Annotated in this window: 17 protein-coding genes; 11 read left to right on the forward strand and 6 right to left on the reverse strand. The window is 68.8% G+C overall.

The genetic code is table 11. The annotated features are described in order from the left end of the window. Window positions 1-222: 222 nt before the first annotated feature. From ubiB to CAL29_RS28190, 3 genes are all read right to left on the reverse strand, one after another. On the reverse strand, window positions 223-1,776 hold the full coding sequence (gene ubiB, locus CAL29_RS28180; RefSeq protein ID WP_179284207.1) for a ubiquinone biosynthesis regulatory protein kinase UbiB: 1,554 nt from the start codon (window positions 1,774-1,776) through the stop codon (window positions 223-225). Window positions 1,777-1,781: 5 nt separating this feature from the next. Then, window positions 1,782-2,480, reverse strand: coding sequence for a ubiquinone biosynthesis accessory factor UbiJ (locus CAL29_RS28185; RefSeq protein ID WP_094856185.1), 699 nt, complete (start codon window positions 2,478-2,480; stop codon window positions 1,782-1,784). 113 nt (window positions 2,481-2,593) lie between these two features. Beyond that, window positions 2,594-3,325: a GntR family transcriptional regulator gene (locus CAL29_RS28190; protein WP_094856186.1), complete on the reverse strand. Its 732-nt coding sequence runs from the start codon at window positions 3,323-3,325 to the stop codon at window positions 2,594-2,596. Window positions 3,326-3,658: 333 nt separating this feature from the next. On the opposite strand from CAL29_RS28190, the gene CAL29_RS28195 reads away from it, so the two are divergent. The 6 genes from CAL29_RS28195 to CAL29_RS28220 all read left to right on the forward strand — a co-directional run bounded on the left by CAL29_RS28195 (window position 3,659) and on the right by CAL29_RS28220 (window position 9,923). Next, window positions 3,659-4,663: an ABC transporter substrate-binding protein gene (locus CAL29_RS28195; RefSeq protein ID WP_094856187.1), complete on the forward strand. Its 1,005-nt coding sequence runs from the start codon at window positions 3,659-3,661 to the stop codon at window positions 4,661-4,663. 17 nt (window positions 4,664-4,680) lie between these two features. Continuing rightward, window positions 4,681-5,496 (forward strand): ABC transporter permease, encoded by an 816-nt coding sequence (locus CAL29_RS28200; protein WP_094856188.1) that lies wholly within the window; start codon window positions 4,681-4,683, stop codon window positions 5,494-5,496. An 11-nt stretch (window positions 5,497-5,507) separates the two neighbouring features. Then, entirely contained in the window at window positions 5,508-6,281 is a 774-nt protein-coding gene (locus tag CAL29_RS28205) for an ABC transporter ATP-binding protein (RefSeq protein WP_094856189.1), read from the forward strand. Window positions 6,282-6,354: 73 nt separating this feature from the next. After that, window positions 6,355-7,083: a maleate cis-trans isomerase family protein gene (locus CAL29_RS28210; RefSeq protein ID WP_094856190.1), complete on the forward strand. Its 729-nt coding sequence runs from the start codon at window positions 6,355-6,357 to the stop codon at window positions 7,081-7,083. Then, window positions 7,080-8,567 carry a dihydropyrimidinase gene (gene hydA, locus CAL29_RS28215; RefSeq protein WP_094856191.1) on the forward strand — a complete coding sequence of 496 codons (1,488 nt, stop codon included), beginning with the start codon at window positions 7,080-7,082 and terminating at the stop codon, window positions 8,565-8,567. Before CAL29_RS28210 ends, hydA begins: the two co-directional genes overlap by 4 nt. A 12-nt stretch (window positions 8,568-8,579) precedes the next feature. Beyond that, complete coding sequence (locus tag CAL29_RS28220) at window positions 8,580-9,923, forward strand: amidohydrolase family protein (protein ID WP_094856192.1); 1,344 nt, start codon at window positions 8,580-8,582, stop codon at window positions 9,921-9,923. Window positions 9,924-10,191: 268 nt separating this feature from the next. Here CAL29_RS28220 and CAL29_RS28225 read toward each other — a convergent pair whose 3' ends face one another. Together CAL29_RS28225 and ubiE are read right to left on the reverse strand one after the other, a co-directional pair. Continuing rightward, window positions 10,192-11,235, reverse strand: coding sequence for a Tim44 domain-containing protein (locus tag CAL29_RS28225; protein WP_094856193.1), 1,044 nt, complete (start codon window positions 11,233-11,235; stop codon window positions 10,192-10,194). Between the two features lie 182 nt (window positions 11,236-11,417). Further along, entirely contained in the window at window positions 11,418-12,185 is a 768-nt protein-coding gene (gene ubiE, locus CAL29_RS28230; protein WP_094856962.1) for a bifunctional demethylmenaquinone methyltransferase/2-methoxy-6-polyprenyl-1,4-benzoquinol methylase UbiE, read from the reverse strand. A gap of 164 nt (window positions 12,186-12,349) precedes the next feature. Here ubiE and phoB point away from each other — a divergent pair, with 164 nt between their 5' ends. The 3 genes from phoB to serA all read left to right on the forward strand — a co-directional run bounded on the left by phoB (window position 12,350) and on the right by serA (window position 15,830). Continuing rightward, window positions 12,350-13,048 (forward strand): phosphate regulon transcriptional regulator PhoB, encoded by a 699-nt coding sequence (gene phoB, locus CAL29_RS28235; RefSeq protein WP_057653923.1) that lies wholly within the window; start codon window positions 12,350-12,352, stop codon window positions 13,046-13,048. A 33-nt stretch (window positions 13,049-13,081) separates the two neighbouring features. Further along, window positions 13,082-14,377, forward strand: coding sequence for a phosphate regulon sensor histidine kinase PhoR (gene phoR, locus CAL29_RS28240; RefSeq protein WP_094856194.1), 1,296 nt, complete (start codon window positions 13,082-13,084; stop codon window positions 14,375-14,377). A gap of 244 nt (window positions 14,378-14,621) precedes the next feature. Further along, complete coding sequence (serA, locus tag CAL29_RS28245) at window positions 14,622-15,830, forward strand: phosphoglycerate dehydrogenase (protein ID WP_094856195.1); 1,209 nt, start codon at window positions 14,622-14,624, stop codon at window positions 15,828-15,830. Window positions 15,831-15,870: 40 nt separating this feature from the next. On the opposite strand, the gene CAL29_RS28250 is transcribed toward serA, so the two are convergent. Continuing rightward, window positions 15,871-16,743 carry a LysR family transcriptional regulator gene (locus CAL29_RS28250; RefSeq protein ID WP_094856963.1) on the reverse strand — a complete coding sequence of 291 codons (873 nt, stop codon included), beginning with the start codon at window positions 16,741-16,743 and terminating at the stop codon, window positions 15,871-15,873. 242 nt (window positions 16,744-16,985) lie between these two features. Here CAL29_RS28250 and CAL29_RS28255 point away from each other — a divergent pair, with 242 nt between their 5' ends. Together CAL29_RS28255 and CAL29_RS28260 are read left to right on the forward strand one after the other, a co-directional pair. Next, window positions 16,986-17,420 carry a VOC family protein gene (locus CAL29_RS28255; protein WP_094856196.1) on the forward strand — a complete coding sequence of 145 codons (435 nt, stop codon included), beginning with the start codon at window positions 16,986-16,988 and terminating at the stop codon, window positions 17,418-17,420. A 217-nt stretch (window positions 17,421-17,637) separates the two neighbouring features. Beyond that, complete coding sequence (locus tag CAL29_RS28260; RefSeq protein WP_094856197.1) at window positions 17,638-18,414, forward strand: LamB/YcsF family protein; 777 nt, start codon at window positions 17,638-17,640, stop codon at window positions 18,412-18,414. Window position 18,415: the final 1 nt, after the last annotated feature.

Raw genomic sequence — 18,415 nt, forward strand, 5'->3', positions numbered from 1 at the left:
ATCCCATCCTTCAGGTCACCAATCGCGATAGACGCGCGAGTCTTCCCTCCGGACACGGGTGCGCGAGGCACCTGGGATCGGGTTTGTAAGCGGCCGGACGGAAGTTGAACGTGCGTACGGCCGCGAACCCGCAGTCGTCTTTATCGCTCTCGCGTGCGAACGTGTAATGACAGAATTATGTCAGAAACATGACGACGGCCTGGCGCGGCCGTGGCCAGGCTCCTAACGGACGTTGAACCAGATGACCAGCGCCACGCCCACCGCCAGCACCGCCGCGATGACCGTGAGCAGGCGGTTGCCATGCTCGCGCGCCTTGCGCAGGCGGCCCAGCTCGGCCAGCACGGCCGGCTCGACGTTGCCGCGGGACAGGCGCTCGTGCAGCAGGCGCGGCAGCGCCGGCAGCATCTGGGACCACTGCGCGGCCTCTTTCTCCAGTTGCTTGCGCAGGCCGGACAAGCCCATGCGCTCGCGCATCCAGCGCTCCAGATAGGGCTTGGCGGTCTTCCACAGATCGAGGTTGGGATCGAGTTCGCGTCCCAGTCCCTCGACGTTGAGCAGGGTCTTTTGCAGCAGCACCAGTTGTGGCTGGATTTCCACATTGAAGCGGCGCGAGGTCTGGAACAGGCGCAGCAGCACCTGGCCCAGCGAAATTTCCGACAGCGGCCGATCGAAATAGGGCTCGCAAACGGCGCGCACCGCGCCCTCCAGTTCTTCCTCGCGCGTGCCGGCCGGCACCCAGCCCGACTCGATGTGCAACTGCGCCACCCGGCGGTAGTCGCGGCGGAAGAAGGCCAGGAAGTTCTGCGCCAGATAGTTCTTGTCGAATTCGGACAGCGAGCCGACGATGCCGAAATCCAGGGCGATGTAATGCCCCAGCGTCTGCGGCCGGTCGGACACGTAGATATTCCCCGGGTGCATATCGGCATGGAAAAAGCCGTCGCTGAACACCTGGGTAAAGAAAATCTCCACGCCGGTGCGCGCCAGCTTGGGAATGTCGATGCCGGCGGCGCGCATGCGGTCCACCTGGCCCACCGGAATGCCGTACATGCGCTCCATCGTGAACACGGTGCTGGTGGTGAACTCCCAGATCACCTCGGGCACGATGAGCACGCCGCCGCGCCCGGTGTCCGGGCCGAAGTTGCGGCGCAACTGGCTGCAGTTGGAGGCTTCGCGCACCAGGTCCAGCTCGTCGTGCAGGTACTTGTTGAACTCCGCCACCACCTCGCGCGGCTTCAGGCGCCGGCCGTCGGGGCCCAGGCGCTCGATCACGCCGGCCAGCATGCGCAGCAGCGCCATGTCCTTTTCGATGATGCCCAGCATGCCCGGCCGCAGCACCTTGACCGCCACCTCGCGGCCGTCATGCAGCACCGCGAAATGCACCTGGGCGATGGAGGCCGAGGCCACGGGGTCGACCTCGAAATGCTTGAACAGCGTGGCCGGCGGCGCGCCCAGCGCGGCCTCGATGCACTCGGCCGCCTGCCGGGAGGGGAAAGGCGGCACGCGGTCCTGCAAGAGGGCCAGCTCCGTCGCGATGTCGGCCGGAATCAGGTCGCGGCGGGTCGACAGGACCTGGCCGAACTTGACGAAGATGGGGCCCAGCGACTCCAGCGCGCGGCGCAGGCGCACGCCGCGCGGCGTGCGCGGCCGCCTGCCGAAGCGCACCACGCGCAGCAGCAGCGCGGCCAGCGGGTGATTCAGGCTGGAGAGCACCAGCTCGTCCAGGCCATAGCGCCAGGCGACGAAAACGATACGGACAAAACGCAGGAAGGTCAGCATGGCGTTCAGGCTTGCCCCGCCGCTGGCACGCCGCCCGCCGGCTTGCCGCCGTCCAGCCGGCTCAGGCGGGCGTCCAGCCGCGCCAGGCGCGCGGCCAGGGCATCGGCCCCGGCGGCCGCGCGGGCGATGCCGCCGCGCCAGCCTTCGACGACCGGGCGATTGGCCAGCATGCCTTGCTCATACGACAGGAATTCGGCCACGTTGTCGCCGACGCGCCGGGCCGCTTCCCGCGCGCCGCGCGCCGCGCCGCGCACGCCTTGCGTCAGGCGGGTGGCGGGGATGTCGCCGACGACCCGCGCCAGTTCGTCTTCCACGTCCCAGCGCAGATTGGCGGCAAGTTCCGCGACCACCTGGGCCAGGCCGGCGTCGCCGGAGATGTGCGTCATGCCGGCGAACGCATCGGCCCGCTCGCGCGCCGAGGCCCGCGCCAGCGCCCTGCCCTCCTCGCCCAGCAGCCGCGCCAGGCTGAACCTGGCGCTGTCCAGGGTCAAGGTGACGTCGGGCACGATGGCGGCGTCGGCGACCTCCGCGTAGCCCTGGGCGTCCACCGTCAGCGACAGTTCGAACCGCCCGAAGGAGAAGCGGACCGTCTTGCCCGCATGGCGGGCCAGGCGGTCGCGCGCCCACTCCTCGCGCTTGAGCAGGGCGTTGAGCCCACCGCACAGCAGGCGCGATGGTCGAGGCAAGGCAGGGAAAGGCAGCATGAGCGTTCTGGCGCGGCCCGGCCGGGCCGCCGGTATGGGTATAGGCAACGGTAAGGGTCGAGTTTACCGGGTTACCGGACCGGGAAACGCCAGGGGGCGGCCCCGGGCCCCGCTCAGGAGAAAAGCGCCTGCAAATCGACCGGCGCGTCGGGCGCCGGGCCTTCCAGCGCCAGCGTCTGCTCGATATGACGCAGATGGTGGCGCATCAGTTCCGCCGCCCGCGCGCCGTCGCCCGCCTCGATCGCGGCGATGACGTCCTCGTGCTCGTGATAGGGGCAGGCCGGCGTATTGGGCTTGTCGTAGAGGGTGATGACCAGGCAGGTCTGGGCGCAGAGTTCGCGCAGGGTGCGCGAGAGAAGGCGATTGCCCGTCAGCTCCGCCAGCAGCATGTGGAACTCGCCGGACAGGCGGATGATGCGCGGCCGATCCCCCGCCGCGCGCGCCTCGGCCTCCTGCGCCACGTGCGCGCGCAGCCGCTTGATATGCGCCGGCTGCGGTCGCTCCGCCAGCCACTGCACCATCGACGGCTCGAGCAGATGGCGCATGGCGAACACCTCGCGCGCCTCTTCGACCGTGGGGCTGGCCACGCAGGCGCCGCGATTGGGCACCAGGGTGACCAGGCTTTCATGCGCCAAACGGGCGAGCACCTGGCGGATGCGCGCGCGGGTGGAGCCGGCGACTTCGGCCAGATGATCCTCCACCAGGCGCGTGCCCGGCTTGAGGCGGTGCTCCAGGACGGCCTGCTGCAACTTGGCGTGGATCTCGTCGTTGGACAGGGATCGGGGCGGCCGGCCGCGGGCGCCCGCGGCGGCCAGCGGAGCGTCGACGTCGAGAGGGGATGTCATCGTGGAAATGGGCAGGGATCACGGGCGTTGGAACAATCGCATTTTAGATTGCGCGCAAAACGCTTGAAAAGCGAAAACTTCCGGATGGCATATCGGCACCAATACGGGGCGTAATCCAGTGCGCCCGGGCCCATTCCAGGGCATGGATCCCACCGCCAGGCACGGCCATGACCGGGGGACGGGTGCCACCCTGGCCGAAATTCCCTTATTCCACAAACGCTTCCAGGATTGTGCGCAATCCGGCCAGGAATTGGCACAGTCCTTGCATGAAGGGCAGCAGCATCGCTGACGCGCAGGCCGCCCGGGCCCGCACCGAACCCTCAGGAGCCTCTCATGCCTTTCCTTCGCACGCTGGCCGCCGTGGCCATGGCTGCAATCGTGCAGTACGCCCCGGCCGCGCGGGCCGCGGCGCCGACCATCACGCTGGGCTTCGCCAAATGCGCGCACTGCCTGCCCATGGCCTTGACGCCGCAATTCACCAAGGACGCCACGATCGAGGCCACGCCCTTCACGTCCGGCAACGACGTGCTGACCGCGCTGGTTTCCAAGAGCGTCGACGTGGCGCAGGTCACCTACCTGCACTTCGTCACCGCGCTGGACAAGGGCTTCGACGTGGTGGCGATTTCCGGCCAGGTCAACGGCGGCTCGGAAATGCTGATGGCGCCGGGCCTGGCCTTGCAGGGCGAGGACTGGGCGGGCCTGCAAAAGCTCGTGGCCGAACGCAAGCAGGCCGGCAAGCCGCTGCGCGTGGCGGCCTCGCGCGGCAACGCCCAGGACCTGCACATGCGCGGCGTGCTGGCCAAACATGGCATCGACCCCGACAAGGACGTGCAGTTCATCAACATCCCGAATCCGGCCGACCACGCGGCGGCGCTGCAGCGCGGCGAGATCGACATGGTGTCGACGGTGGAGCCCTTCGCTTCGCAGATCCGCATCTCGGGCGCCGGCAAGCACTTCGACTTCCCCTATGACCAGGCGGCCGGCAAGCTGACGAACCTCATCGTCACCCGCTCCGACGTCATCAAGAACCATCCGAAGGAAGTGCAGGCCACCGTCGACGCCGTGGTCGCCCTGGTCGACAAGCTCAAGACCGACCACCAGATGTGGGTGGACGTGATTTCCAAGTACACCGCGCTGGATCCGGCCGTGGCGAAGCAAGCGCTGCAAAACGCCGACCCCGACTACAACATGTACCTCAAGCCCACCCTGGCCATCGCCAAGATGATGAAGGACCTGCACTACGTCGCCACCGACGTCTCCGCGCAGATCCCCGGGCACATGGACTACGACTTCCTTGCCAAGGCCACGGGCAAGCCCAAGACCGAACTCGGTTTCTGACCGCGGAGCAGACATCCATGCGTTTTTTCGCTTCCGTTCTCGGCAACAAGGAGCGGTACATCGTGCCGCTCGTCATCCTGGCCGCGTGGGAGGCGTTCGCGCGCTCCGGCCTCATCCCGCCCGCGCTCCTGCCCGCGCCCTCGCGCGTGCTCCTGACCTGGGCCGACTGGATCTTCGGCACCGACGGCAGCACGCAATCCTATAGCGGACACTGGCTGGGCGCCGCGCTGGCGAGCCTGACGCGGGTGCTCGCCGGCTACGCCATCGCGGCGGTCAGCGGCATCCTGCTGGGCGTGGCCATCGGCTGGTGGAAATGGGTCGAGAAGACGCTGGAACCCACCGTGCAGGTGTTGCGCCCGATCCCGCCCGTCTCCTGGATACCGCTGGCCATCATCTGGTTCGGCATCGCCGACAAGCCGGCCATCTTCCTGGTGTTCCTGGGCGCCTTCTTCCCCATCCTGATGAACACCATCCACGGCGTGAAGAACGTGGACCGCAACCTGATCCGGGCGGCGGCGATGATGGACGCCACGCAAGGCCAGTTGCTGCGCCACGTGGTGCTGCCCGCCTCGCTGCCCAGCATCTTCGCGGGCCTGCGCATCGCCATCGGCTCGGCCTGGATGCTGACGGTCACCGCCGAGATGGTGGCGGTCAAGAGCGGCCTGGGCTATTCGCTGTGGGACTCCTACTACTTCCTGCGCTACGACATCGTGGTGGCCGCCATGGCCAGCATCGGCCTGCTGGGCTATCTGTCGGACCTGCTGCTCAAGCGCCTCATGGCCTCGGCGCTGCACTGGCAGCGCGGCACCACCCTGCAAGGCGGCCATCGCTGAGGAAAACGACCATGAGCCATGTGATTTTCGAAGGCATCGGCAAGACCTTCCGCGATGCGCGGCGCCAAACCGAACTGGTCACCCTGCAGGACGTGTCGCTGAGCCTGGGCGAGCACGAGCTGCTGTGCCTGCTGGGCCCCTCCGGCTGCGGCAAGTCCACGCTGCTGAACATGCTGGCGGGCTTCGAGCATCCGACCGAGGGCAGGGTCCTGGTCGACGGCAAGCCGGTCACGGCCCCGGGCGCGGACCGCGGCATGGTGTTCCAGCAGGCCACCCTGATGCCCTGGCTGCCGGTGTGGGAGAACGTCGCCTTCCCGTACCGGCTGCGCGGCGCCGGCAAGGCGGAACGGCGCAGGCAGGCCCAGCCTTTCATCGACCTCGTCGGCCTGACGGGCTTCGAGGAACATTACCCGGCGGAGCTGTCCGGCGGCATGAGCCAGCGCGTGGGCATCGCCCGCGCCCTCCTGCTGAACCCCGGCGTCATCCTCATGGACGAACCCTTCGCCGCGCTGGACGCGCAGACCAAGGCGGACATACAGGAGGAGCTGGTCACCATCTGGCAGAAGTCGCGGTCGACCATCGTATTCGTGACGCACAGCGTCGAGGAGGCGCTGATCCTCGGCACGCAGGTGGCCGTCATGACGCACCGGCCGGGCCGCATCCGCGAACTCATCCCCGTCGACCTGCCGCGCCCGCGCGACACCACCACGCCGCGCTTCAATGAGATCAAACGCCACGTCCTCGGCCTGATCCGCGAAGAGGCCGCGCTGGCGCGGGCGGCCTGACATCGTCCTCGTCCTCGATCACGCAACGCACGCAACGCTTACGCGCCCTTTCCCGAACGGACACCCGACACCCATGACCAAACGCCTGCTGCTGGGCATGCTCACGCCCTCCTCCAACACCATACTCGAACCCGTCACCAGCGCCATGCTGGCCGGACTGGACGACGTCAGCGCGCATTTCGGCCGCTTCGTGGTCACCGAGATCGCGCTTTCCGAACGCGCGCTGGCGCAGTTCGACGACGCGCCCATCCTGCAGGCGGCCGAGCTGCTGTCGCACGCGCGCATGTCGGCCATCTGCTGGAACGGCACCTCCTCGGGCTGGCTGGGCTTCGACGCCGACCGCCAGTTGTGCCGTCGCATCGAGGAACGCACCGGCATCCCGGCCTGCACCTCGGTGCTCGCGCTGAACGAGATATTCGACGCCAGGAAGGTCGCGCGCTTCGGCCTGGTCACGCCCTACACCGACGACGTGCAGGCGCGCATCCTGGCCAACTACGCCGCCGGCGGCTATGACTGCGTCGCCGAACGCCACCTGGGCAAGCGCGACAATTTTTCATTTTCCGAAGTCGATGCCGACACCATCCGGCGCATGGTGCGGGAAGTGGCCGAGGCGCGGCCGCAGGCCATCGCCATTTTCTGCACCAATCTGCGCGGCGCGCCGCTGGTCCGGGAACTGGAGCAGGAAACCGGCATCCCCATCTACGACACGGTCTCCACCGCGGTCTGGAAATCCATGCGGCTCGCCGGCGGCGACACGCGCCGCATCCAGGGCTGGGGCTCGCTGTTCCAGGAGCTCGCATGAACGCCGCTATCGCGCCCGACGCCGCTTTCGACCTTGTCGTACGCAACGCCCGCGTGGCCACCGCCGGCGACGTCTTCGACGCCGACATCGGCGTGCGCGCCGGCCGCATCGTGGCGCTGGCGCAAGGACTGGCCGCGGGCGCCAGCGAGATCGACGCCCGCGGACGCTGGGTGCTGCCCGGCGGCGTGGACGCGCATTGCCATCTTGCCCAGCCCACCAGCGACGGTTCGCGCATGGCCGACGATTTCGTCAGCGGCACCCGCTCGGCCGCGTGCGGCGGCACCACCACGGTCATCCCCTTCGCGGCGCAGATGAAGGGCCAGTCCCTGGCGCAGGCCGTGCGCGACTACCACGCGGTGGCCGACGGCAAGGCCTGCATCGACTACGCCTTCCACATGATCGTCTCCGACGCGACGGCCGAGGTCGTGCGGGACGAGCTGCCGGCGCTCATCGGGCAGGGCTATACGTCGTTCAAGATCTACATGACCTACGACGACATGAAGCTCGGCGACCGGGAGATCCTCGACGTCCTGGACGTCGCGCGGCGGGAAGGCGCATTGACCATGATCCACGCCGAAAGCAGCGACTGCATCGCCTGGCTCACCGAGCGCCTGCTGGCGCGCGGCCTCCAGGCTCCGCGGTATCACGGCCTGTCGCGGCCGCCGGTGGTGGAGCGCGAGGCGACGCACCGCGCGATCTCGCTGGCCGAATTGCTGGACACGCCCATCCTCATCGTGCACGTCTCCGGCCCCGAGGCCACCGACCAGATCCGCTGGGCGCAGACCCGCGGGCTGTCGATCTATGCGGAGACCTGCCCGCAGTATCTCTTTCTCACGGCGGACGACCTCGAAGGCGAAGGCATGCACGGCGCGCGCTGCATCTGCAGCCCGCCGCCGCGCGATGCCGCCAGCCAGCAGGCCATCTGGAACGGGCTGGCCAACGGCACGTTCCAGGTGTTCTCGTCGGACCACGCGCCGTTTCGCTACGACGATCCGCAAGGCAAGCAGCCGCAAGGGCCGGACACGCCCTTCAACCACGTCCCCAACGGCATCCCCGGGCTGGAAACGCGTCTGGCGCTGCTGTTCTCCGAAGGCGTGCTGGAAGACCGCATCGACATCAACACCTTCGTCGCCCTGACGTCGACGAATCCCGCCAAGCTGTATGGCCTTTATCCGCGCAAGGGCACGATCGCGATCGGCGCCGACGCCGACATGGTGATCTGGGACACCGATACCCCGCGCGTCGTGCACAACGCGGAACTGCACCATAACGTCGACTACACGCCCTACGAAGGCCGCCTCCTGCGCGCCTGGCCCGCCGTCACGCTGTCGCGCGGCAAGGTGGTGTACGAGGACGGCGTCTACCGCGGCCAGGCCGGCGCGGGCCAATTCCTCCAGTGCGAAAAGCCCGCGCCGGCGCGCACGGCCCGCTCGCGCCACCGCCACCTGCCGTGGCTGTCGGCCCTGGCCGATGCCGCATCCTGAATCCGAGGCCGCATGCAGAACATCACGCCCCCTTCCGCCCCGCTGGACCTGCTAGTGACCGGCGCCACGATACTCACCGCCGACCCGCGCCAGCCCTGCCTGGAATCCGGCTGCCTGGGCATCCGCGACGGGCGCATCGCCTGGCTGGACGCCGCGCCCCCGCCGCAAGGCGCGAAGGCGACGCTGGACGCGGCCGGCCGCTTGATGACGCCCGGTTTCGTCAACGTGCATACGCACTCGGTCCTGACCATGGTGCGGGGCGTCGCCGCGGACCTGGGATTCGCCCCCTCCTACACGCCCGGCATTCCCAAGGCCTCGGACCTCACGCCCGAGCAGGCGTGCGCCTTTGCCCGCCTGGGCGCATTGGAGGCCTTGCTGGCCGGCTCGACCGTCATCGGCGATCACTTCACGCACGCCGACGTCACCACCGGGACCATCGCCGCGCTGGGCCCGCGCCTGGCGGCGAGCTGGCGCATCCTGGACGTGGACTTCGACCGGGTCGCGCGCGACGGCGAGTGGGTGCACGACCTGGACGCCGGCATGCGGCTGCTGGAACAAGGCCTGCGCCTGGCCGACGACTGGGCCGGCCACCCTCGCGTCACGGTGCAACTGGCCGCCCACGCGGCGGACACCTGCTCGGACGCCTTGCTGGCCGCCATCGCCGAGGCAGCGCGTGCGCGCGATCTGCGGGTCAACACGCACCTGGGCCAAAGCCGCGCCGAAGCCGAGCGGGTCCATGCCCGCGGCGGCAAGACCTCGGCCCAGGTATTCGAGGAGGCGGGGCTGCTGGACGATCGCCTTATCGCCGGCCACTGCATCTACGTCGACGAAAACGATGCCCGGCGCATGGCGCGCGCGGGCGTGCACGTCGCCCACATTCCCAAGTGCAATGCCGCATCCGGCCGGCTGGCGCCCACGCCCATGCTGCGCCGCGCCGGCCTGAACATGGCCCTGGCCACGGACACCCAGCACGGCGACATGATCGAAGTCATGCGATGGGCGCTGGCCACCGCCCGCATACAGGAAGGCAAGGTCAGCGAGCAGTGGCAGCCGGAACACGTCTTCCACATGGCGACCCAGGGCGGCGCGAACGCCATGGGCCTGGGCGAGGAACTGGGCAGCCTGACGGTGGGCAAGGCGGCCGACCTGGTGCTTCTCGATGCGCGCAGGCCGCACCTCGTGCCGCTCACGCGTCCAGCCGGCACCCTGGTCCACACGGGCCAGGGCCGCGACGTCGACACCGTCATCGTCGGCGGCGAGATCGTCGTGCGCGACGGTCGCCCGGTGCACGCCGACCTGGAAGCGGTCTGCGCCGAAGCCACCGAGGCCGCGCGCGCCTTGTGGGCGGCGGCATGATGTGTTTGCACCGCTTGCGGCCCCCCAGGAGGGCTTTTTGCCTTGGGGCGCGGCCCCAAAAAAAACCGGCTCAATGAGCCGGTATCAGGGCGGCTGCCCGAGCAAGGCGCACCGCTAGAGAAGAAAACCCACATGCTCTTTACCCGTCCGCCGTTGGCGGGACGACGCGATGGCAGGCCATCGTGCGTCCGTACCCTCCCCCCCGGGAGCGGCGAACGGGAGGGCGGAAGGCAGGCTTGCGCCGGCTATCCGCCCGCTCAGGCCACCCTCAACTGGCGTACTCGACGGGAATCTGCTGAATCCCGGCGAGCAGCCAACCACCTTGGGCGGGCTTGAACAAGTTCCAGACTTCCTCGAAACGGAAGGCTTCGGCGGCCGGGGCCTCGCGCAGCATGCCGGAGAAGCGCACGCTGGCCAGGTGCCCATCGGACACGGATTCGATACCGAGCAGTTCCGCATTCAGCAGGACCACGTCGGTCTTGGCAGGCTCGCCCTTGCGTTCGAGCATCTGCGGCTTGAGTTCGGCGATGAGGTCGTCGGTCAGGAATTCGCGCAGGCGATCGGTGTCGCCGCTATCCCAGACGCCCTGGATGCGCTTGAACTGTTCCTTGGCTTCCTGCAGGAAGCGCGGCGTGTCGAAATCGCCGGGGATGAACCAGTCGCTGCCCTGGCCTTGCGAAGCGTCCGATGCACCCGATGCACCCGAGGCAGCGCCTTGCGGGGCGCCCTGCACGGCTTGGAAGGCGGCCGGCTGCACGGCGGGCGCTGAGGCGGCGGCCTGGGGCAGCACGGCATCGCGCCAGGCGGGCGACTGCTCGTTGGCCGCGCCGTTGCCGCGGTTCATGCCGTAGGCGCCCTGCATGGCGGGACGGGGCGCGGCGCCGCGCAGACGGCGCACGAGGAACATGACGGCGAAGACGACCAACGCGATCAGCAGCATGCTGGAGAGCATTTCGGCGAAGGCGCCGGACAGCCCCAGATGCGATAGCAAGGCGGCGATGCCCAGCCCCGCCGCGATGCCGGCGATGGGGCCCAGCCAACGCGAGGCGCCGGTGCGCGCGCCGGCGGCGGCCGCACCTGCCGTGGCGGCGCCGGCGGCCGGGGCCGCGGCGCTCGCGCCCGCGGTGTTGCCCGCGGCGGCAGGCGGGGTAACGGCCTGGCGTTGCGTGGTGACGTTGCTGGACTGGCGGCCTACGCTGCTACCGCCGCCGACGCGCCGGGCCTCGGCATCGAAGGAGGTGGCGACCATCGCGGCGCCGGCGACGGCAATCAATGCCGCGGCGGTGAACCGGGTGAAAAAACGGCTGGACATGACGAATACTCCTGGGTATCGCGCCACCGCCCGATCGGGGATAGCCCTTTCAGGATGGCCCCGCGGCGCAAGACGCGCGCAGGACCAGGCGATTGCTTACAGATTTCTGAAAGCCAGAGAATATCCGAGTTTTCCCCCGGGGACAAGCGCGGTCTCCGCGGGGGGCCGGGCGGGCGGCGCGATCAGGCCAGCCGCACGCCCTCGTGCAGGGCGGCGATGCCCGCGGTCAGGTTGAAATACTGCACGCGCTCCAGGCCGGCGGTCCGCAGCATGCCGGCCAGCGTCTCCTGGTCCGGGTGCATGCGTATGGATTCGGCCAGGTAGCGGTAGCTGGCCTCGTCGCCCGCCACCTTGCGGCCCAGCCAGGGCAGGACGTTGAACGAATACCAGTCGTAGGCCGGCGCCAGGGGCTTGGCGACGCGCGAAAACTCCAGCACCAGCAGCTTGCCGCCCGGCTTGAGCACGCGCGTCATCTCCGCCAGCGCGCGGTCCTTGTGCGTCATGTTGCGCAGGCCGAAGGCCACGCTGACCCGATCGAAATAAGCGTCGGGAAAAGGCAGTTTTTCCGCGTCGCAGACCGCCGTGGGCAGCAGCAGGCCGGCGTCGGTCATGCGGTCGCGGCCGACGCGCAGCATGGAATCGTTGATGTCGGTCAGCCAGACTTCCCCCGTCGGTCCCGCCCGGCGCGCGAAGGCCTTGGCCAGGTCGCCCGTGCCGCCGGCGATGTCCAGCACCCGCATGCCGGGCCGGATGGCGGCGCGGCCGATGGTGAAGGCCTTCCATATACGGTGCAGGCCGGCCGACATCAGGTCGTTCATGACGTCATAGCGCGACGCCACGGAATGGAAGACTTCGGCGACTTTGCGCGCCTTGTCGTTCTCCTGGACCGTCGAAAAGCCGAAGTGCGTGGTGCCGGCGGCCGGCTCGGGGGGAGTGGAGGGGTTTTGCATGGTCGATTCCGGAATCATGGCGCAATGGTAGCCGATTGACGCCCCGCGGCCGCCCGGTCACATACCTGAAATATTACGGCCATACTATCGCAATGTTTCGGCGCCGCCCGCCCCTGGCGGCCCTATTCCGCCAAATAGAACCGTATCACCGCCACCGAACCGACATGTCCAGCACCATACTCGTTGTCGAAGACGAACCCGCGATCCAGGAACTGATCGCGGTCAACCTGTCCTTCGCGGGCCACAAGGTGCTGCGCGCCTTCGACGCCGACCAGGCCCAGACGCTGATCCGCGCCGAGCTGCCCGATCTCATCCTGCTGGACTGGATGCTGCCGGGGACCTCGGGCCTGTCGTTGGCGCGCAAGCTGCGCAACGAAGAGCGCACCCGCACCGTCCCCGTCATCATGCTCACCGCCAAGGGCTCGGAGCAGGACAAGGTGGACGGCCTGGAAGCCGGCGCGGACGACTACATCACCAAGCCCTTCTCGCCCAAGGAGCTGATGGCGCGCATCAAGGCCGTGCTGCGCCGCCGCGCGCCGCAACTGACCGACGACGTCATCGACGTCGCCGGCCTGCGCCTGGATCCCGTCACCCACCGCCTGAACGGCAGCGGCCATTCGCTGCAGATCGGGCCGACCGAGTTCCGCCTGCTGCATTTCTTCATGACGCACCCGGAACGGGTCTTCTCGCGCTCGCAGTTGCTGGACCAGGTGTGGGGCGACCATGTCTTCGTCGAGGAACGCACGGTGGACGTGCACATCCGCCGCCTGCGCAAGGCGCTGGAGCCCAGCGGCCACGACCTGCACGTGGAAACGGTGCGCGGCAGCGGCTACCGCTTCACCGCCCAGCTTCCCTCGCGCTGAGCGCGCCGGCGCCAAGGTTAGAATGCCCGCACCATGATCTGGCTGCGCACCCTCGTTTTCATCCTGTTGTGGGCGGCCGCGGCTGCCCTGGTCCAATGGCTTCTGGGCGCGCCGTTCGGCTGGGTCCTGATGTGCGCGGGGCTGTCGCTGATGCTGATCGGCCGCAGCCTACGCACCCAGCGCGCCGCGCACTGGGCGCGCAATCCCGAGGAATCGCCGCCGGCGGCGGTCGGTCCCTGGGATGACATCCTCGCCCCGCTCTACCGCTACCTGCGGGCGCAAAGCCGCCAACTGGCCGAGAGCCGCGACGCCATGCAGGGCATGCTGGCCGCCGCCCAGGCCCTGCCCGACGGCGCCGTCACCCTCAACCAGGACCTGCAGATCGACTGGTGCAACCGCGTGGCCCGCCAGCACCTGGGCTTGCGCCTGCCGGCCGACCGCGGCGCCAACCTGCTGAACCTGGTGCGCGCGCCGGAGTTCATCGAATACAGCCGCCAGGCGGACTGGCCGGAGCCCATCCTCGTGCGCGTCGCCATCGGCAGCCAGGAAAGGCTGCTGATGATGCAGTTGACCGCCTACGCCCGCGACCAGCGCCTGCTGATCACCCGCGACGTCACCCAGATCGAGAAGCTGGAAACCACGCGGCGCGACTTCGTCGCCAACGTTTCGCACGAGCTGCGCACGCCGCTGACGGTGCTCGCCGGCTTCCTGGAGACCTTGCGCGACATGCCGCAGGAAGCGCTGACGCAGGAGCAGCGCGACCAGTATCTTTCCATGATGCACGAGCAGGCCCAGCGCATGCAGGCCATCGTCGCCGACCTGCTGACGCTGTCCACCCTGGAATCCTCGCCCAGCGCGGAGCCGCATCCCGTGCGCATCGGCACGCTGCTGCGGACCGTGCGCCAGCAGGTCGAGGCGCTGTCGGCCGGACGGCACGACATGCAATGGAAGATCGACGACGGCCTGGACGTGCTGGGCGCGGAAAACGAACTGTCCTCGGCCTTCTCCAACCTGCTGACCAACGCCGTGCGCTACACGCCGGACGGCGGCACGATCACCGCCACCTGGGAACGCCTGCCCGACGGCGGCGCCCGCTACAGCGTGCAGGACACCGGCATCGGCATCGCGCCGCGCCACATCCCGCGCCTGACCGAGCGCTTCTACCGCGTCGACCGCGGCCGCTCGCGCGCCGTGGGCGGCACCGGGCTGGGACTGGCGATCACCAAGCACATCGCCATGCGCCACGACGCCGAACTGGACATCGCCAGCGAGGTCGGCAAGGGCAGCACGTTCTCGCTGACCTTTCCCGCCGAGCGGATCGCGGAATGACGGCGCTCCGCTAAGCCCCCATGCCCCTCCCCGCGCCATGGGCTTGGGGCATGGCGGCGGCACCCGCGCGCTACGCTAGCGCCACGTCAGGGTTAATACGTACGAGGCGGCGACCCAAGCCGCCGGATACCGCCGCCGTCCGATGTCCGATGCATGGCGGCGAGCGGGCGCGGCGTTTGCAGCACCCATGGCAGTTGCGGTACTAATAGAATATGATTCTCATTTGTATTTGGAGCTAGGCAGCATGGCGCAGATCGTCCTTTTCGAGAATGTCCACCCCAGCGGCGTCGCCGTTTTCCGCGATGCCGGATTCAACGATATCGCGACCTACTCCTCGTCGCTGCCGCCGGCGGAGCTGCGCGCGGCCCTGGCGGGCGCGGAGGTGGTGGGCATCCGCTCGCGCACCCACCTGGATGCGGCCCTGTTCAAGGAGTTCCCGTCCGTGCGCGTGGTCGGCTGCTTCTGCATCGGCACCAACCAGGTCGACCTGGACAGCGCCATGCGCGGGGGCGTGCCGGTCTTCAATGCGCCGTTCTCGAACACCCGCTCGGTGGCCGAACTGGTGCTGGCCGAGGCCATCCTGCTGCTGCGCCGCGTTCCCGAGAAGAACGAGCGCGTGCACCAGGGCCATTGGGACAAGACGGCCACCGGCGCCTATGAAGCGCGCGGCAAGACGCTGGGCGTGGTCGGCTACGGCAATATCGGCTCGCAGGTCGGCACGCTGGCCGAGAGCGTGGGGATGCGCGTCGTATTCCACGACGTCGAAGCCAAGCTGCCGCTGGGCAACGCGCGCGCGGTGTCGACGCTGGCCGAACTGCTGGCGCAGAGCGACGTCGTCACCCTGCACGTGCCGGGCGGGCGCAGCACGGAGAACATCATGAACGCCGAAACGCTGGCGCAGATGAAGCCGGGCGCGATCCTGATCAATGCCTCGCGCGGCACCGTGGTGGACATCGACGCCCTGCATGCGGCGTTGTCGTCGCAGCGCCTGGGCGGGGCCGCCCTGGACGTGTTCCCGGTCGAACCCAAGAGCAAGGACGAGCCCCTGGCCAGTCCGCTGGTGGGCCTGCCCAACGTCATCCTGACGCCGCACATCGCCGGCAGCACCCAGGAGTCGCAGGAAAACATCGGCCGCGAAGTGGCGGAGAAGCTGGTGCGCTTCATACAGAGCGGCACCACCAAGGGGGCGGTGAATTTCCCGGAGTTGCCCTTCACGGAATACTCCGGCGCCGCGCGCATCCTGCACATCCACAAGAACGTCCCGGGCGCGCTGGGCACGCTGGACAACCTGCTGGCCGAGCATGGGCTGAACATCTGCAGCCAGAACCTGCAGACGCGCGGCGAGATCGGCTATGTGGTGACCGACGTGGACGGCGAGGTCAACGACAAGGTGATGGCGGCGCTGCGCGCGCATCCCATCACCATCCGCTGCGAGAAAGCGGCGTCCCTCTGAGGGGCGCGCCGCGGCCCTGGCCCCGGCCGGGGCCCGCCGTTCAGGCCGGCGCGGCGCCCGCCGCCACCAGCAGGCAGCGCGACATCTTGCCGGCCAGGCCGTCCGGGTCGGCGGTGCGGCGCGCGACGATGCCGATTTCGCGGTCGAAGGCGGCCGCGCCCAGGTCCAGCAGGCGCAGACCCGACACGTCGAGCTGCCGGGTCTGCGGCAGCATGGCCACGCCCAGGCCATGGCGCACCAGGTTGGCGATCGCGTCTATTTCGTCCAGTTCGACGGCTTCATGGACCGCGAGGCGGTGGCGGCGCAGGAAGTTGTCGACCAGGCGCCCGCCGAAAGAAGCGCGCTCGTAGCGGATGAAGGGCTGGCTGGCCAGCGCCTCGCGCCACGGCATGTCGGGCAGCCCGGCGGGCACCGCCACCACCATGGGCTCGGTCAGCAAGGGCCGCCACGTGAGTTCCGGCGGCAGGGTGAAGGGCGGACGGATCAGGACCGCCAGGTCGACTTCCCCGGCGTCCACCTGTCCCAGCAAGGCCAGCGAGACGCCGGGCACGATGCGCACGCTGACGTCGGGATAGTCGGTCCGGAACGCGGCCAGGGACTGGACCAGCAGGCTCTGCTGCACCGACGCGATCGCCGCCACGCGCAAAGCGCCGGACACGTGGCCGCTGCCTGCCTGGCGCACCATCCGGTCGACCAGTCCCAGCAATTCCTCGGTATGCGCCAGGACCTCGCGGCCGGCGGCGTTCAACGAGGCATTGCGGGCGCCGCGGTCGAACAACTCCACGCCGATGAAATCCTCCAACCGGCGGATCTGGGCGCTGACGGCGGACTGGGTCAGGCCCAGTTGCTGGCCCGCGCCGGTAAAGGTGCCGTCGCGCGCCACGGCAACGAAGGTCTTGAATTCGCGCAGCATGCTCATGGGAGGTACGCAGGGGAGAAAAGCAGCAAGCCGGAAGACCCGATATGGCCATGGGCGCGGCACGGCCGCCGTAAGACCGCACAGACGGATAAGCATCGATTTTAGAGATGCTAAGACCCAAAAAATATCGTTTTTCAATCGAAAAAACAAGCCCTAAACTGCGTCTGCCTGATGCGACGGGCGCCCCCGCGCGGCCCAGGCATCCATTCTTTCGTTTTCCCGATCCTGGAATCATCATGAGTGCTCAGACTGCCGCCATTCCTCCTTTCCACCTCGCCTTCCCCGTGCGCGACATCGCCGAGGCGCGCGCCTTCTACGGCGACCTGCTGGGCTGTCCGGAGGGGCGCAGCGCCCCGGAATGGGTGGACTTCAACTTCTACGGCCACCAGATCGTCGCCCACCTGGCGCCGGACGAGTGCGGCCACAAGCAGACCAGCGCGGTCGACGACCACGACGTGCCGGTGCGCCACTTCGGCGCCGTGCTGCCGATGGAAGCGTGGGAAGAAATGGCCGGCAAGCTGACCAAGGCCGGCACCAAGTTCGTGATCGAGCCCTACGTCCGCTTCAAGGGCGAAGTGGGCGAACAGGCCACGATGTTCTTCCTGGATCCGTCGGGCAACGCCCTGGAATTCAAGGCGTTCAAGAACATGGAATCGTTGTTCGCCAAGTAAGTCCGTAAAGGACCGCGGGTCCCCCGTGTCCAAGCTTCGTGCGACTGTCTTCGCACGCGAGCCTCCGCGACACGGCATCGGCCGCCGCCGGCGTGAACACGCAGGGCGGCGGTTTTGCATTGGGCGCCCCGGCCGCGCGGAGTGTGATTACACTGGACGACAACGACGCAGCGGCGAAGCGGCGGGATTCGACAACCACACGACCGGAATCAAGCAGATGGCACAATCCATAGATCTGAACTGCGACATGGGCGAGAGCTACGGCGCCTGGCACATGGGCAACGACGAGGCCGTATTGCAGCACGTCACCTCGGCCAACATCGCCTGTGGTTTCCACGGCGGCGATCCCGGCACCATGCGCAAGACGGTGGCCGCGGCGCTGGCGCGGGGCGTTGCGCTCGGCGCGCATCCCAGCCTGCCCGACCTCTCCGGCTTCGGGCGCCGCGTCATGCAGATCACGCCGGCCGAGGCCTACGACATGGTGGTCTACCAGATCGGCGCGCTGGCCGGCGTGGCCGCTTCGCAAGGCGCCCGCCTGCATCACGTCAAGGCCCACGGCGCCCTGTACAACATGGCCGCCAAGGACGCCCCGCTGGCGCAAGCGATTTGCCGCGCCGTGCGCGACGTCGACGCATCGCTGGTGCTGTACGGCCTGGCGGGCAGCGAACTGGTGCGGGCCGCGCAGGATCTCGGCCTGCCGGTCGCCAGCGAGGTGTTCGCCGACCGCACCTACCAGGACGACGGCTCGCTGTCGCCGCGCAGCCGGCCGGGCGCCATGATCGAGGACCTGGAGACGGCGGTGGCGCAGGTGGTGCGCATGGCTTCCGAGGGCAAGGTCCGCTCGGTCAACGGCAAGGACGTGCCCGTGCAGGCGGACACCTTGTGCATCCACGGCGACCAGCCCAACGCGCTGGTGTTCGCCAACGGCATCCGCGCCGCGCTGGAGCAGGCCGGCATCGCCGTGCGCGCGATGCCGGGCGGCCCCGTCGCCTGAG

Source organism: Bordetella genomosp. 10 (assembly GCF_002261225.1).
Lineage (GTDB): Bacteria > Pseudomonadota > Gammaproteobacteria > Burkholderiales > Burkholderiaceae_B > Bordetella_C.